Here is a 15,914-nt window from a genome sequence, read left to right on the forward strand (position 1 = left end):
TTCTTTTGGTGGCCCCCCCCCCCCGCTGTTTGTGAAAGGTCCTCCACGGGCCCCCCCCCCCCCCCCCCGTCCTCCACCCCCCCCCCCCCCCCCCCCCCCCCCCTCCCCCTCTCCCCCCCCCCCCCCCCCCCCCCCCCCCCCCCCCCCGCGACCCGTACGGCGGCAGATGTCTCACCTCTGAGCTGCGCCTTCGCCGTGCCGCATGCAGACTCGGCGGTGTGAGCGCACCGTCGCCGATCGCCCCGGACCCGGTTCCGCCGTCCGCCACGCCGAGTGGCGCGGGCGGCGCGGTACGGCGGCTGCTCGGGCCGCTGGGGGTGCTCGCGGGTGCTGTCGCCGCCTTCGGCTACGTCGCCGCCGTCGACCCCCACCAGCCCGGCCACTATCCGGTCTGCCCGGTGCTGCGGCTCACCGGGCTGTACTGCCCGGCCTGCGGGGGGCTGCGCGGCGCCCACGCCCTCGCCCACGGCGATCTGCCCGCCGCGCTGCGCGACAACGCGCTCGCGGTCCTCGCCTACGCCCTGCTCGCGGTCTGCTGGCTGGTGTGGTGCGCGCGGTCGGTCGCGGGGGGACGGCTCCCCGCGACCGCGCGGGGACGGCCGTACGGCCCGCGCGGCTGGCAGATCGGGACGTTCCTCGGGCTCGCAGTGATCTTCACGATCGTCCGGAATTTCCCGTTCGAGGGACTACTGACGCCGTGACCACTGTTGTGTATGTCCATGTCGTGGGACTCGACGTCAACCGGATGCGAGACCTGGGTCTTCTGACAGCTACCATCGCAGTGCCTGGTGCAGCGGTTTTCCGCCCCACCGGCGCCGACCATCTGCTTCATCCCCACCCGGGAAGGGGGCCGCTCGCGTGAGTGTGCTCGACGAGATCATCGACGGAGTCCGTGCCGACCTCGCGGAGCGGCAGGCGCGCGTCACCCTCGACGAGCTCAAGGAGCGGGCGGCCAAGGCGCGGCCGGCCAAGGACGGGGTCGCGGCCCTCAAGGGCGACAGCGTCAAGGTGATCTGCGAGGTCAAGCGGTCCAGCCCGTCCAAGGGCGCGCTGGCCGCCATCGCCGACCCCGCCGGGCTCGCCGCCGACTACGAGGCAGGCGGTGCCGCCCTGATCAGCGTGCTGACCGAACAGCGCCGCTTCGGCGGATCGCTGGCCGATCTGGAGGCGGTGCGCGCCAAGGTCGACATCCCGGTGCTGCGCAAGGACTTCATCGTCACCTCCTACCAGCTGTGGGAGGCGCGGGCGTACGGCGCGGACGTGGTGCTGCTGATCGTCGCCGCGCTGGACCAGGAGGCCCTGGTCTCCCTGATCGAGCGGGCCGAGTCCATCGGGCTGACCCCGCTGGTCGAGGTGCACGACGAGGAGGAGGTCGCGCGGGCGGTGGACGCCGGGGCGAAGCTCATCGGCGTCAACGCGCGCAACCTGAAGACCCTCGAGGTGGACCGCGGCAACTTCGCCCGTGTCGCGCCCGAGATCCCGGACAACATCGTCAAGATCGCCGAGTCCGGGGTGCGCGGTCCGCACGACCTGATCGCCTACGCCAACGACGGCGCGGACGCCGTGCTGGTCGGCGAGTCCCTGGTGACCGGGCGCGACCCCAAGGCCGCCGTCGCCGATCTGGTCGCGGCCGGTGCCCATCCGGCGCTGCGCCACGGGCGGGACTGACGGATCATGGAGACGTACGCACGCTTGGCCCGGGGGTGCCGTCCCCGGGGCTGTCGCGCGCCCGCACGCCGGGTGCGCGGACGGCGCGTGCGCTACCACATCGGATGCGAACCGGGGCAGATCAACGGGCGCCGATGGCGGCGCACGGCGCACCGCTGACACCGGCAGAGGTGCCGTAGGCCGTACCGTGCCGCGGTCGTGTGACCGTACGGGCGCCGGAGACCCCTTCCCGGGGCTCCCCGCCGTCCGGAGATCCCCGCGACCCCGGCCGTGACGCACCGGCCCCCCGGCCCCCGCTCCGGCGGCGGTGTGCCCGTCCCGCGTTGTGGTCGTCATCCATCGAGACATGCGGAGTACAGCGAATGTCCTCTGATTTCTTCATTCCGGACCCCGAGGGTCAGGTCCCCAGCGCCGAGGGGTACTTCGGCGCGTTCGGCGGCAAGTTCATCCCCGAGGCGCTGGTCGCCGCGGTGGACGAGGTCGCCGCCGAGTACGAGAAGGCGAAGTCCGATCCGGCGTTCGCCGCTGAACTCGAAGACCTGCTGGTCAACTACACCGGGCGGCCCAGCGCCCTGACCGAGGTGCCGCGGTTCGCCGAGCACGCGGGCGGTGCACGGATCTTCCTCAAGCGGGAGGACCTCAACCACACCGGTTCGCACAAGATCAACAACGTGCTCGGCCAGGCCCTGCTCACCAAGCGGATGGGCAAGACCCGGGTCATCGCCGAGACCGGGGCCGGACAGCACGGGGTGGCCACCGCCACCGCCTGCGCCCTGTTCGGACTCGAGTGCACCATCTACATGGGCGAGGTGGACACTCAGCGGCAGGCCCTCAACGTGGCCCGGATGCGGATGCTGGGCGCCGAGGTCATCGCCGTGAAGTCCGGCAGCCGCACCCTGAAGGACGCCATCAACGAGGCGTTCCGCGACTGGGTCGCCAATGTGGACCGCACCCACTACCTCTTCGGCACCGTGGCCGGACCGCACCCCTTCCCGGCCCTGGTGCGCGACTTCCACCGGGTCATCGGGGTGGAGGCGCGGCGGCAGATCCTGGAGCGCACCGGACGGCTGCCCGACGCCGTGGCGGCCTGTGTGGGCGGCGGCTCCAACGCGATCGGTCTGTTCCACGCGTTCCTGCCGGACGAGAGCGTGCGGATCGTCGGCTTCGAGCCCGCCGGACACGGGCTGGACAGCGGTGAACACGCCGCGACCCTCAGCGAGGGCGAGCCGGGCATCCTGCACGGCTCCCGGTCCTACGTCCTCCAGGACGAGGACGGGCAGATCACCGAGCCGTACTCGATCTCGGCCGGTCTCGACTACCCCGGGGTCGGCCCCGAGCACGCCTACCTCAAGGACGTCGGCCGCGCCGAGTACCGGGCCGTCACCGACGACGGCGCGATGCAGGCGCTGCGGCTGCTGTCCCAGACCGAGGGCATCATCCCGGCGATCGAGAGCGCCCACGCGCTGGCCGGGGCCCTGGACCTCGGCCGTGAGCTGGGCGAGGGCGGCCTGATCGTCGTCAACCTCTCCGGACGCGGTGACAAGGACATGGACACCGCGGCGCGGTATTTCGGGCTGTACGACGAGGGAGCGAAGTGATGGCCGGAAACCTGGAGCTGCTGTCATCGGTCCTGGGCCGGGCCCGGAGCGAGGGACGCGCCGCGCTCGTCGGCTATCTGCCCGCCGGTTTCCCGACCGTGGACGGCGGCGTGGCCGCCATGACGGCCATGATCGAGGGCGGTTGTGACGTCGTCGAGGTCGGACTGCCGCACAGCGACCCGGTGCTCGACGGACCGGTGATCCAGACCGCCGACGACATCGCCCTGCGCGGCGGGGTGAAGATCCGCGACGTCATCCGGACCGTGGGCGAGGTGCACACCGCCACCGGCGCCCCGATCCTGTGCATGACCTACTGGAACCCGGTGGACCGCTACGGCCCCGAGCGGTTCGCCGCCGATCTGGCCGAGGCCGGCGGAGCGGGCTGCATCCTGCCCGATCTGCCGGTCGAGGAGTCCGAGGTGTGGCGGAAGGCTGCCGAGCAGCACGGTCTGGCGACCGTGTTCGTGGTGGCGCCCAGCAGCCGGGACGAGCGGCTGGCGAAGATCACGGCGGCGGGCAGCGGCTTCGTCTACGCCGCCTCCCTGATGGGTGTCACCGGCACCCGGGAGTCGGTCGGCCAGGAGGCCCGTGAGCTGGTGGAGCGGACCCGCACCACCACCGAGCTGCCGGTGTGCGTGGGCCTCGGGGTCTCCAACGCCGTGCAGGCGCGGGAGGTCGCGGCCTTCGCGGACGGGGTCATCGTGGGTTCGGCGTTCGTCCAGCGGTTGCTGGACGCCGATGACCACGAGGCCGGACTCCGCGCGGTGCGCGAGCTGGCCGGTGAGCTCGCCGCGGGCGTTCGCGTCGCTCGTTAGAGGGAATCGCGGGGCGGAGGAGCCCGACGGTGCTCCTCCGCCTCGTTAGGCGTGGGCGTGAGCCAGAAAAACCGTGAGGGAAAGCGCAGCGCCCGTGAGCGGCTGCAGGAACAGCGTGAGAAGGACAGGGCGCGCGACAAGCGGAAGCGGACGATGGCCGCCGTCGGGGCGGTGGTCGTGGTGCTCGGGGTCGCCGCCGGAGTGGGTCTGTTCGCGTCCAAGGCCAAAGAGGACTCGGGCAAGTCCGGCGGCGCGGTGGAGCCGCCGCGCGGCGCGGTCGGCAAGGGCCGACTGGTGATCGAGACCGGCCGGGACGCCAAACAGGGCCGGCCCACGCCCTCGACGCTGACCGTCTACGAGGACTTCCGCTGTCCCGGCTGCAAGCAGTTCGAGGACGCCTTCCGCACCACCCTGCACCAGCTGCAGGACAGCGGACGGCTGAAGGTCCAGTACCACCTGGTGACGATCATCGACGGCAACATGGGCGGCATCGGCTCGCTGCACGCGGCGAACGCGGCCGGCTGCGCCCAGGACGCGGGGAAGTTCCGCGCGTACCACGATGTGCTCTACCAGCATCAGCCGGACGAGACCCGTGACACCTACGCCGACAAGAACCGGCTGATCAAGCTGGCGGGCAAGGTCCCGGCGCTGGACACCCCCGCCTTCCGCGCCTGTGTGAAGGACGGGCGCCACGACGGCTGGGTGAAGAAGTCCAGCGAGACCTTCAACCGCTCGGGCTTCGCCTCGACCCCGACCGTGCTGCTCAACGGGAAGTCGGTCTACGGCGACCCCAACAAGCCGCTGAGCCCGAACAAACTCAAGCGGATGGTCGCCGCGGAGGGCCGGGGCTGAGCCCCGTTACGCAGCCGTTGTGCCGGGTGGGTTGTGGTATTCGCCGCCCGGCACGGTAGCGTCGACCCTGTCATGGACCTCGCTTACATTCCCAGCCCGTCGTCCGGCGTGATCTACCTCGGTCCGATCCCGCTGCGCGGCTATGCGTTCTGCATCATCATCGGTGTCTTCGTGGCGGTCTGGCTCGGCGGCCGGCGCTGGGTGGCCCGGGGCGGCAGGGTCGGCACCGTCGCCGACATCGCCGTCTGGGCGGTGCCCTTCGGCCTGGTCGGCGGACGGCTCTACCACGTCCTCACCGACTACGAGCTGTACTTCACGGACGGCCGGAACTGGGTCGACGCGTTCAAGATCTGGGAGGGCGGCCTCGGGATCTGGGGGGCCGTCGCGCTCGGTGCGCTGGGCGCCTGGATCGGCTGCCGCCGCCGGGGGATCCCGCTCCCGGCCTACGCGGACGCCATCGCGCCCGGTATCGCCCTCGCCCAGGCGGTCGGCCGCTGGGGCAACTGGTTCAACCAGGAGCTCTACGGCAAGGCCACCACCCTGCCCTGGGGCCTGAAGATCGACGCCGACGCGGAGACCGGGCGGGCCGCCGGTACATACCACCCGACCTTCCTCTACGAGTCGCTGTGGTGCGTCGGTGTCGCGCTGCTGGTGATCTGGGCGGACCGGCGCTTCAAGCTGGGGCACGGCAGGGCGTTCGCGCTCTACGTCGCCAGCTACACGGTGGGCCGCTTCTGGATCGAGTACCTGCGGGTGGACGACGCCCACCATGTGCTCGGGATGCGGCTCAACAACTGGACCTCGATCGTGGTCTTCCTCGGCGCGGTCGCCTACATGGTGATCTCCGCGAAGCGGGCCCCGGGCCGGGAGACCGTGGTCGAGCCCGCGGCGGTGGAGGACGGGGCGGCGGACAGCACCGACGCCGCCGACACCACCGACGCCGCCGACGGTGACGCGCAGCGTGAGGACGGCTCCGGCAAGGACGCTCCGAAGAGCGCCGGGTCCGCCGTCACCGCGGAGGCGAAACCCTCCAAGTAGTGCTCCCCGCAAGGCCGCCGAACCCACTGGGTTCGGCGGCTTTCGCGTTTTCGCAGGTCAGAGAGGTAAGTTCGGCCTTCCTTGCTGGCGGGAGAGGGGAATTCGCGCGTACCTTCGAACTGTTGGGGAGAGGGCGGGGAGCCCTCCGCGAAGGGAGCACGTTCCAGATGTCCGTCATCGACAGCGCCGCGTCACCGCATATCGCCCACCGTGACAACCACACCCACCGGGATGTGAACGGCGGCTGGCTGCGCCCCGCCGTCTTCGGCGCGATGGACGGCCTGGTCTCCAACCTCGCGCTGATGACCGGTGTCGCGGGCGGGGCGGTGGACCGCCAGACCATCGTGATCACCGGGCTCGCGGGACTCGCGGCCGGTGCGTTCTCGATGGCCGCGGGGGAGTACACCTCGGTCGCCTCCCAGCGTGAGCTGGTCCAGGCCGAGCTGGAGGTGGAGCGGCGCGAGCTGCGCAAGCACCCGGTGGACGAGCTGGAGGAGCTGGCCGCGCTGTACGTGTCGCGCGGGGTGGAGCCGAAGCTGGCCCGTGAGGTGGCCGAGCAGCTGTCGAAGGACCCCGAGCAGGCGCTGGAGATCCACGCCCGTGAGGAGCTGGGGGTGGACCCGGACGATCTGCCGTCACCGACGGTGGCCGCGGTGTCCTCGTTCGGCTCGTTCGCCCTGGGCGCGCTGCTGCCGGTGCTGCCGTATCTGCTGGGCGCGGTCGCGCTGTGGCCCGCGGTGGTGCTGGCGCTGATCGGGCTGTTCGTCTGTGGCGCGGTGGTGGCCCGGGTGACCGCCCGGAGCTGGTGGTACAGCGGGCTGCGGCAGCTGGCGCTGGGCGGCGCCGCGGCCGGTGTGACCTACGCCCTGGGCACCTTCTTCGGTACCGCCATAGGCTAGCGCCGCACTGTAGTCATACGGCCTTCCGCATCACTATTCCGTTACTCGACGGTTTCGAACCTCCGTCGCGGGGCATAAAGCCGTAACGCGCGGGCAATGTCGCCCGCCTCCCATCGAGGCGACGGTCGTCGCCCGGTACCCATTGCCTTGATCACCCCGGTGCGGGGGTGTCCGCATGATGAAACGGAATGACCAGTTCCCGAGAATCACCTCATCATGTAACCTGCACGAAATTTCGCGGAGGGCCAACGTCGTCCCTCGGCACATTCAGATGCCATGACGACGACGGGAGAGCCGATGCGTTCCGCATCCCACCCCGCCCGCCAGGGAATGTACGACCCACGCAATGAGCACGACGCCTGCGGCGTCGGCTTCGTGGCGACCCTCACCGGCGAGGCCAGCCATGAACTCGTGGAGCAGGCTCTCACCGTTCTCCGCAATCTCGAGCACCGCGGGGCCACCGGTTCGGAGCCCGACTCGGGTGACGGCGCGGGCATCCTCGTGCAGGTCCCGGACGCCTTCCTGCGCGAGACCGTCACCGGTTTCGCGCTGCCGGAGGCGGGTGCGTACGCGGTGGGCATCGCCTTCCTCCCGGAGGGAGAGGCCGAGGGCGCTGCGGCCATCGAGCAGATCGAGCGGATCGCCACCGAGGAGGGCCTGACCGTCCTCGGCTGGCGCGAGGTGCCGGTCGCCCCCGACCTGCTGGGCAACGGGGCGCGCACCACCATGCCCGCCTTCTCCCAGCTCTTCGTCACCGACGGCGTCAGCACCGGGGTGGCCCTGGACCGCAAGGCGTTCGTGCTGCGCAAGCGCGCCGAGCGCGAGGCCGGGACCTACTTCCCCTCGCTGTCCTCCCGCACCCTCGTCTACAAGGGCATGCTGACCACCGGCCAGCTGGAGCCGTTCTTCCCGGACCTGTCCGACCGCCGCTTCGCCACGGCCATCGCGCTGGTCCACTCCCGGTTCTCCACCAACACCTTCCCGAGCTGGCCGCTGGCCCACCCCTACCGGTTCGTCGCCCACAACGGTGAGATCAACACCGTCCAGGGCAACCGCAACTGGATGCGGGCCCGGGAGTCCCAGCTGATGAGCGAGCTGTTCGGGGAGAAGGAACTGGACCGGATCTTCCCGGTCTGCACCCCGGACGCCTCCGACTCCGCGACCTTCGACGAGGTCCTGGAGCTGCTGCACCTCGGCGGCCGCTCGCTGCCGCACAGCGTGCTGATGATGGTCCCCGAGGCGTGGGAGAACCACCCCGCCATGGACCCGGCCCGGCGCGCCTTCTACCAGTACCACTCCACGATGATGGAGCCCTGGGACGGCCCGGCCTGTGTCACCTTCACCGACGGCACCCAGGTCGGCGCCGTGCTGGACCGCAACGGTCTGCGGCCGGGCCGCTACTGGGTCACCGACGACGGCCTGGTGGTGCTCTCCTCCGAGGTCGGCGTGCTGGACATCGACCCGTCCAAGGTGGTCCGCAAGGGCCGTCTCCAGCCGGGCCGGATGTTCCTCGTGGACACCGCCGAGCACCGGATCATCGAGGACGACGAGATCAAGGCACAGCTCGCCGCCGAGCAGCCGTACGGCGAGTGGCTGGAGGCCGGTCTGATCGACCTGGCCGACCTGCCCGAGCGCGAGCACATCGTGCACACCCACGCCTCGGTCACCCGCCGCCAGCAGACCTTCGGGTACACCGAGGAGGAGCTGCGCGTCCTGCTCGCGCCGATGGCCAAGGCCGGCGCGGAGCCGATCGGCTCGATGGGCACCGACTCGCCGATCGCCGCGCTCTCCGAGCGGCCGCGGCTGCTCTTCGACTACTTCACCCAGCTGTTCGCGCAGGTCACCAATCCGCCGCTGGACGCGATCCGCGAGGAGCTGGTCACCTCGCTGATCTCCTCACTGGGTCCGCAGGGCAATCTGCTGGAGCCCACCTCGGCCTCCTGCCGCAGCGTCACCCTGCCCTTCCCGGTGATCGACAACGATGAGCTGGCCAAGCTCATCCACATCAACGCCGACGGCGACATGCCCGGTCTGAAGGCGGCCACACTCTCCGGTCTGTACCGGGTCGGCGGTGGCGGTCAGGCGCTCGCCGCCCGGCTGGACGAGATCTGCGCCGAGGCCGACGCCGCCATCGAGGACGGCGCCCGGCTGATCGTCCTCTCCGACCGGCACTCCGACGCCGAGCATGCGCCGATCCCCTCGCTGCTGCTCACCTCGGCCGTCCACCACCACCTGATCCGCACCAAGCAGCGCACCCGGGTGGGGCTGCTGATCGAGGCGGGCGACGTCCGCGAGGTGCACCACGTCGCGCTGCTGATCGGCTACGGCGCCGCGGCGGTCAACCCGTACCTGGCGATGGAGACGGTCGAGGACCTGGTCCGGGCGGGCACCTTCCTGCCCGGTACGGAGGCCGAGACCGCCATCCGCAACCTGATCAAGGCGCTGGGCAAGGGCGTGCTGAAGGTGATGTCCAAGATGGGCATCTCCACCGTCGCCTCCTACCGCGGCGCCCAGGTCTTCGAGGCCGTCGGTCTGGACGAGTCCTTCGTGGACACCTACTTCCACGGCACCGCCACCAAGATCGGCGGCGCGGGTCTGGACGTGGTGGCCAAGGAGGTCGCCGCCCGCCACGCCAAGGCGTACCCGGCCACCGGTATCCCCTCCGCCCACCGGGCGCTGGAGATCGGCGGCGAGTACCAGTGGCGCCGCGAGGGCGAGCCGCACCTGTTCGACCCCGAGACGGTCTTCCGGCTCCAGCACTCCACCCGCGCCCGTCGCTACGACATCTTCAAGAAGTACACCGAGCGCGTGAACGAGCAGTCCGAGCGGCTGATGACGCTGCGCGGTCTGTTCTCCTTCAAGAGCGACCGGCCCTCGATCCCGATCGAGGAGGTCGAACCGGTCAGCGAGATCGTCAAGCGGTTCTCCACCGGCGCCATGTCGTACGGCTCCATCTCGCAGGAGGCGCACGAGACCCTCGCCATCGCCATGAACCAGCTGGGCGGCAAGTCCAACACCGGCGAGGGCGGCGAGGACTCCGAGCGGCTGCACGACCCGGCGCGCCGCTCCTCCATCAAGCAGGTCGCCTCCGGCCGCTTCGGTGTGACCAGCGAATACCTGGTCAACTCCGATGACATCCAGATCAAGATGGCGCAGGGCGCCAAGCCCGGTGAGGGCGGCCAGCTGCCCGGCCACAAGGTCTACCCGTGGGTGGCCAAGACCCGGCACTCGACGCCCGGTGTGGGCCTGATCTCCCCGCCGCCGCACCACGACATCTACTCCATCGAGGACCTGGCCCAGCTGATCCACGACCTGAAGAACGCCAACCCCCAGGCGCGCATTCACGTCAAGCTGGTCTCCGAGGTGGGCGTGGGCACCGTGGCCGCGGGCGTCTCCAAGGCCCATGCCGATGTGGTGCTGATCTCCGGCCACGACGGCGGTACCGGCGCCTCCCCGCTGACCTCGCTCAAGCACGCGGGTGGCCCCTGGGAGCTGGGTCTCGCCGAGACCCAGCAGACCCTGCTGCTCAACGGGTTGCGCGACCGGATCGTGGTGCAGACCGACGGTCAGCTGAAGACCGGCCGTGACGTGGTCATCGCCGCGCTGCTGGGCGCCGAGGAGTTCGGCTTCGCCACCGCCCCGCTGGTGGTCTCCGGCTGTGTGATGATGCGCGTCTGCCACCTGGACACCTGCCCGGTCGGCATCGCCACCCAGAACCCGGTGCTGCGCGAGCGCTACAACGGCCAGGCCGAGTTCGTGGTGAACTTCTTCCGGTTCATCGCCGAGGAGGTCCGCGAGCTCCTGGCCGAGCTGGGCTTCCGCACCCTCGACGAGGCCGTCGGCCACGCCGAGCTGCTGAACACCACCCGCGCCGTCCAGCACTGGAAGGCGCAGGGCCTGGACCTGGCCCCGCTGCTGTACGTGCCGGAGCTGCCCGAGGGCGCCGTCCGCCACCAGGCGGTCGAGCAGGACCACGGACTGGCCAAGGCGCTGGACAACGAGCTGATCAAGCTGGCGGCCGACGCGCTGAACGCCGACTCCGCCGAGGCGGCGCAGCCGGTCCGCGCCCAGGTCGCGGTCCGCAACATCAACCGGACCGTCGGCACCATGCTGGGCCACGAGGTGACCCGGAAGTTCGGCGGCGCCGGACTGCCCGACGACACCATCGACATCACCTTCACCGGTTCGGCCGGCCAGTCCTTCGGCGCCTTCCTGCCGCACGGGGTCACCCTGCGGCTGGAGGGTGACGCCAACGACTACGTCGGCAAGGGGCTGTCCGGTGGCCGGGTGGTGGTCCGCCCGGACCGCGGCGCCGACCACCTCGCCGAGTACTCCACCATCGCGGGCAACACCCTCGCCTACGGTGCCACCAGCGGTGAGATGTATCTGCGCGGCCGGGTCGGCGAGCGCTTCTGCGTCCGCAACTCCGGTGCCACCGTGGTCTCCGAGGGCGTGGGCGACCACGGCTGCGAGTACATGACCGGTGGTCACGCGGTCGTGCTCGGCCCGACCGGGCGCAACTTCGCGGCCGGTATGTCCGGTGGTATCGCGTACGTCATCGACCTCGACCGGGACAACGTCAACGGTGAGCTGGTCTCGGCCGTCGGCGAGCTGGACGACACCGACAAGCGGTGGCTGCACGACGCGGTGCGACGCCACCAGGAGGAGACCGGATCCACCGTCGCGAGCGCGCTGCTCGAGGACTGGGACACCGCCCTCACCCGGTTCAGCAAGATCATCCCCGCTACCTACCAGGCCGTGCTCGCCGCCAAGGACGCCGCCGAGCGAGCCGGGCTCTCCGAGTCCGAGACCACCGAGAAGATGATGGAGGCGGCGACCAATGGCTGACCCCAAGGGCTTCCTGACCACGGATCGCGAGGTCGCCGAGACCCGTCCGGTGGAGGAGCGCGTCAAGGACTGGAACGAGGTCTACGTTCCCGGTTCCCTGCTGCCGATCATCAGCAAGCAGGCCGGGCGCTGCATGGACTGCGGCATCCCGTTCTGCCACAACGGCTGTCCGCTGGGGAACCTCATCCCCGAGTGGAACGAGTACGCCTACCGCGAGGACTGGCGGGAGGCCAGCGAGCGGCTGCACGCCACCAACAACTTCCCGGAGTTCACCGGGCGGCTGTGCCCGGCCCCGTGTGAGTCGGCGTGTGTCCTCGGTATCAACCAGCCGGCGGTGACCATCAAGAACGTCGAGGTCACCATCATCGACAAGGCGTGGGAGACCGGCGATGTCACCCCGCAGCCCCCGGAGCGGCTGAGCGGCAAGACCGTCGCCGTCATCGGCTCGGGCCCGGCGGGCCTGGCCGCCGCCCAGCAGCTGACCCGGGCGGGCCACACGGTCGCGGTGTACGAGCGCGCCGACCGCATCGGCGGACTGCTGCGCTACGGCATCCCCGAGTTCAAGATGGAGAAGCGACACATCAACCTCCGCATCGAGCAGATGCGCGCGGAGGGCACCAAGTTCCGCACCGAGGTGGAGATCGGCCGCGACATCGAGGCGGCCAAGCTGCGCCGCCGCTATGACGCGGTGGTCATCGCGGCCGGTGCCACCACCGCGCGCGACCTGCCGGTGCCCGGCCGGGAGCTGAACGGCATCCACCAGGCGATGGAGTACCTCCCGCTGTCCAACAAGGTGCAGGAGGGTGACTTCGTCACCTCGCCGATCAGTGCCGAGGGCAAGCACGTCGTGGTGATCGGCGGCGGTGACACCGGCGCGGACTGCGTGGGCACCGCCCACCGCCAGGGCGCGGCCTCGGTCACCCAGCTGGAGATCATGGCCAAGCCCGGTGAGGAACGCAGCCCCGATCAGCCGTGGCCCACCTTCCCGATGCTGTACAAGGTCACCTCGGCCCACGAGGAGGGCGGTGAGCGGGTCTACTCCGTCTCCACCACCCACTTCGAGGGTGATGATGAGGGCAACGTCCAGTGGCTGCACCTGATCGAGGTGGAGTTCAAGGACGGCAAGCTGGAGCAGAAGGCCGGCACCGAGCGGAAGATCCCCGCCCAGCTGGTCACCCTGGCCATGGGCTTCACCGGCACCGACCGGGAGAACGGCCTGGTCGAGCAGTTCGGTCTGGAGCTGGACGAGCGCGGCAACGTGGCGCGCGACGCCGACTTCGCCACCAATGTGGACGGCGTCTTCGTGGCGGGTGACGCGGGCCGCGGCCAGTCGCTGATCGTCTGGGCCATCGCCGAGGGCCGCTCCGCCGCCCGCGGTGTGGACCGCTACCTGGCGGGGGCCAGCGCCCTGCCCGCCCCGATCCGTCCCACCGACCGGTCCCTCATGGTCTGAGGTCCCGGCACCCGGAACACCCCAGGTTTCCGCCCGTACAACGGCGTACGGAACCGGCCGCGCGGCGCCCACCCCCATCTCGACCGGGGGCGGGCGCCGCGTGGCGTTCACCCCTGCTGCTGGTCGCCCTCCACCAGCCGGGCCGGGAAGCCGCCGGTGGCGATCGGGCCCCAGCGGGTGGGGGTGACACGGATCAGGGACTTGCCCTGCTTGCGCATGGCGGAGCGGTACTCGTCCCAGTCGGGGTGCTCACCGGCGATGTTGCGGTAGTACTCGACCAGCGGTTCGACGGAGTCGGGCATGTCGAGCACCTCGGCGGTGCCGTCGATCTGGACCCATGGGCCGTTCCACTCGTCGGAGAGCACCACCAGGCTCACCGCCGGGTCGCGACGGGCGTTGCGGACCTTGGCGCGTTCGGGGTAGGTGGACATGACGAGCCGTCCGGAGTCATCGACGCCGCAGGTCAGCGGGGACGCCTGGGGCGATCCGTCGGTCCGGCGGGTCATCAGGAGGGCGCGGTGGCGGGGACGTACGAACTCCAGCAGCTCATCGATGCCGACAGGGGTGTTGGTGGCGATGGAGGGGCTCATACGGCCGAGCGTACGACGCGGGGCCCGGTGCGGGCGGCAGCGTTCCACCGGGCGTCCGCGTCAGGTGTCGCACTCCAGGACCGTACGGCACAGTCCGCAGCGGGCCCGCAGCCGTCCGCGCACCGGCACCCGGATGCGCTGGCGGCAGGTCGGACAGGGGAAGGAGACATGCAGGGCACGGCCGCCCTCGAAGGTGTAGTCGCCGCCGGTGGACAGCGGTTCGGACGGGGCCCCGGCGCGTGCTCCGGCCTCGGCCAGGGAACGGGCCGACCGGCGGTCCCGGGCGTAGCGGCGGCGGCCCGCCCATCCGGCCGCGGCCAGCGGTGGCTGCCGCTGGTCCCGCTCGGCCAGTTCCAGCCCTTTCGTATACGCCTCGTACGCCTGCGGGCTGGTGAACCAGGGCCGTGGGTCCTCGTCGAAGAGCATCGCCCGTTTGGCCAGGACGTAACCGAATTCCTCCGGGGTCAGATAACCGAGCTTCTGACTGGTGAGCCGGTCCTGGCGGTAGGCGTCCAGCAGCAGCCAGCCGGTACCGAGATAGGCGGCGGTGGTGTCGGTGAGGATTTCATTGTCGCGAGTGCCCGGAAAGCCGAGATCGAGCCGGTGCAGATACACATGCGTCACCTCATGGGCGAGGGCCGCGCCGATGTCCCGCCGGTGGTCCTTGAAACGTGAGTTGAGCTCGATGAAGTACTCCGGACCCGCCGCGAGATCGACATTGCCCGCGTGTTCCATCTCGCGGAAGCTCACGATCATCCGGGCGTCGGGAAGCATCAGATGGCGCACCATCACCCGGGCGACCCGCTGCACCCCGAGACAGAGGTCGTCCTGGTCGGAGAAGGCCACGTCACCGGGGACCACACTGACGCCGAACCGCTCGACCGAGTCCCGGGACAGCCGCCGGTAGAGGGCGGTGATCGAGGCCCGGACGGTGTCCAGATGGGGAAATCCGTGCTTGATGTCACTGCCCGGTGCCGCCACGCCGTCACCCCGAGTCCGTATTCAGCCGAGACCGTGTCAGAATTCCACGTTACGGACGTATTTCCCACTGGCCGGTAGGCCGCGCTGGCCGGAACGCGCCCCTTGTCACACGGTTCACCCGCTCCACATAATCACAGGGTGTTTCGCTGGCTCACCCCACTGGGCTTCGGCGAGCGTTTCCGATTTCCGGTTTGGCATGAGCCTGACATCGGCGCACCAACCCCCCACGAGAGGAAATCAGTTGCGCAACCATCTGAAGCACCTCAAGAGAACCACAGCCCTCGGTGCGGTCGCCCTCGCCGCCTTCAGCCTCACCCCCGGTACGGCGACGGCCCTGCCCCGCGACCCCGAGCCCGGCCCCACCGTCGTCGGCGGCACCCCCGCCGCCCAGGGTGAGTTCCCCTTCATGGTGCGGCTGTCCATGGGCTGTGGCGGCGCCCTCTACACCAACGACATCGTGCTGACCGCCGCCCACTGCGTCGACGGCAGCGGCCCCAACACCTCCATCACCGCCACCGCGGGCGTCGTCGACCTCCAGGACTCCTCCGCCACCAAGGTGAAGTCCACCGAGGTCCTCCAGGCCCCCGGCTACAACGGCCAGGGCAAGGACTGGGCCCTCATCAAGCTGGCCCAGCCGATCGACCAGCCCACCCTGAAGATCGCCGAGACCGACGCCTACAACAGCGGCGACTTCACCGTCGCCGGCTGGGGCGCCGCCAAGGAAGGCGGCGGCCAGCAGCGCTACCTGCTCAAGGCCACCGTTCCGTATGTGGACGACGCCACCTGCAAGAGCGCCTACAGCGAGCTCGTCCCCGGTGAGGAGCTCTGCGCCGGGAAGATGGACACCGGCGGCGTCGACACCTGCCAGGGCGACTCCGGCGGCCCGATGTTCCGCAAGGACGACAACGACCAGTGGATCCAGGTCGGCATCGTCAGCTGGGGCGAGGGCTGCGCGCGGCCCGGCAAGCCCGGCGTCTACACCGAGGTGAGCACCTTCGCCAAGGACATCAAGGCGGGCGCGGACCAGCTCGGCGGCTGATCCCCGACCCACCCCCGGACCGGGGGGGGGGGGGGGGGGGGGGGGACCGGTTCGTGTGGTCCGCGCACGGGGGGGTCCGCGGGGCAGGAGGCGGAGCGAAGGGGTAGACCTTGGAGCGGGAAAGGGGGAAAGG

13 protein-coding genes are annotated in these 15,914 nt (G+C 70.6%); 11 read left to right on the forward strand and 2 right to left on the reverse strand.

What is annotated here, in order from left to right; genetic code table 11:
- Positions 1 to 218: 218 nt before the first annotated feature.
- The 10 genes from AC07FT_RS33665 (at position 219) to AC07FT_RS33710 (ending at position 13,171) form a co-directional block, all read left to right on the forward strand.
- Positions 219 to 701: a DUF2752 domain-containing protein gene (locus AC07FT_RS33665; protein WP_479179886.1), complete on the forward strand. Its 483-nt coding sequence runs from the start codon at positions 219 to 221 to the stop codon at positions 699 to 701.
- Between the two features lie 157 nt (positions 702 to 858).
- On the forward strand, positions 859 to 1,668 hold the full coding sequence (gene trpC / locus AC07FT_RS33670; protein ID WP_254742985.1) for an indole-3-glycerol phosphate synthase TrpC: 810 nt from the start codon (positions 859 to 861) through the stop codon (positions 1,666 to 1,668).
- A gap of 6 nt (positions 1,669 to 1,674) precedes the next feature.
- Positions 1,675 to 1,827 (forward strand): tryptophan biosynthesis modulator TrpM, encoded by a 153-nt coding sequence (trpM, locus tag AC07FT_RS33675; protein WP_368661717.1) that lies wholly within the window; start codon positions 1,675 to 1,677, stop codon positions 1,825 to 1,827.
- A 203-nt stretch (positions 1,828 to 2,030) separates the two neighbouring features.
- On the forward strand, positions 2,031 to 3,266 hold the full coding sequence (trpB, locus tag AC07FT_RS33680) for a tryptophan synthase subunit beta (protein WP_254742983.1): 1,236 nt from the start codon (positions 2,031 to 2,033) through the stop codon (positions 3,264 to 3,266).
- Complete coding sequence (gene trpA / locus AC07FT_RS33685; protein WP_471202442.1) at positions 3,266 to 4,081, forward strand: tryptophan synthase subunit alpha; 816 nt, start codon at positions 3,266 to 3,268, stop codon at positions 4,079 to 4,081. Before trpB ends, trpA begins: the two co-directional genes overlap by 1 nt.
- A gap of 57 nt (positions 4,082 to 4,138) precedes the next feature.
- The gene (locus tag AC07FT_RS33690) at positions 4,139 to 4,933 is read left to right on the forward strand and encodes a DsbA family protein (RefSeq protein WP_471202440.1); all 795 of its coding nucleotides are present in this window, start codon (positions 4,139 to 4,141) and stop codon (positions 4,931 to 4,933) included.
- 72 nt (positions 4,934 to 5,005) lie between these two features.
- Positions 5,006 to 5,971 (forward strand): prolipoprotein diacylglyceryl transferase, encoded by a 966-nt coding sequence (lgt, locus tag AC07FT_RS33695; protein WP_479179888.1) that lies wholly within the window; start codon positions 5,006 to 5,008, stop codon positions 5,969 to 5,971.
- Between the two features lie 167 nt (positions 5,972 to 6,138).
- Positions 6,139 to 6,870 carry a VIT1/CCC1 transporter family protein gene (locus AC07FT_RS33700; protein ID WP_479179889.1) on the forward strand — a complete coding sequence of 244 codons (732 nt, stop codon included), beginning with the start codon at positions 6,139 to 6,141 and terminating at the stop codon, positions 6,868 to 6,870.
- Between the two features lie 276 nt (positions 6,871 to 7,146).
- Positions 7,147 to 11,718, forward strand: coding sequence for a glutamate synthase large subunit (gltB, locus tag AC07FT_RS33705; protein ID WP_479179891.1), 4,572 nt, complete (start codon positions 7,147 to 7,149; stop codon positions 11,716 to 11,718).
- The gene (locus AC07FT_RS33710; protein WP_479179893.1) at positions 11,711 to 13,171 is read left to right on the forward strand and encodes a glutamate synthase subunit beta; all 1,461 of its coding nucleotides are present in this window, start codon (positions 11,711 to 11,713) and stop codon (positions 13,169 to 13,171) included. Before gltB ends, AC07FT_RS33710 begins: the two co-directional genes overlap by 8 nt.
- Before the next feature lie 107 nt (positions 13,172 to 13,278).
- Here AC07FT_RS33710 and AC07FT_RS33715 read toward each other — a convergent pair whose 3' ends face one another.
- Together AC07FT_RS33715 and AC07FT_RS33720 are read right to left on the reverse strand one after the other, a co-directional pair.
- Positions 13,279 to 13,761 carry a PPOX class F420-dependent oxidoreductase gene (locus tag AC07FT_RS33715; protein WP_479179895.1) on the reverse strand — a complete coding sequence of 161 codons (483 nt, stop codon included), beginning with the start codon at positions 13,759 to 13,761 and terminating at the stop codon, positions 13,279 to 13,281.
- Between the two features lie 60 nt (positions 13,762 to 13,821).
- A complete protein-coding gene (locus AC07FT_RS33720; RefSeq protein ID WP_479179897.1) occupies positions 13,822 to 14,742 on the reverse strand; it encodes a hypothetical protein in 921 nt (306 codons plus the stop codon).
- Between the two features lie 241 nt (positions 14,743 to 14,983).
- Between AC07FT_RS33720 and AC07FT_RS33725 the strand changes: the two genes are divergently transcribed.
- Positions 14,984 to 15,781, forward strand: a complete 798-nt coding sequence (locus AC07FT_RS33725) for a S1 family peptidase (RefSeq protein ID WP_479179899.1) — start codon at positions 14,984 to 14,986, stop codon at positions 15,779 to 15,781.
- Positions 15,782 to 15,914: the final 133 nt, after the last annotated feature.

Source organism: Streptomyces sp. NPDC045899 (genome assembly GCF_056431485.1).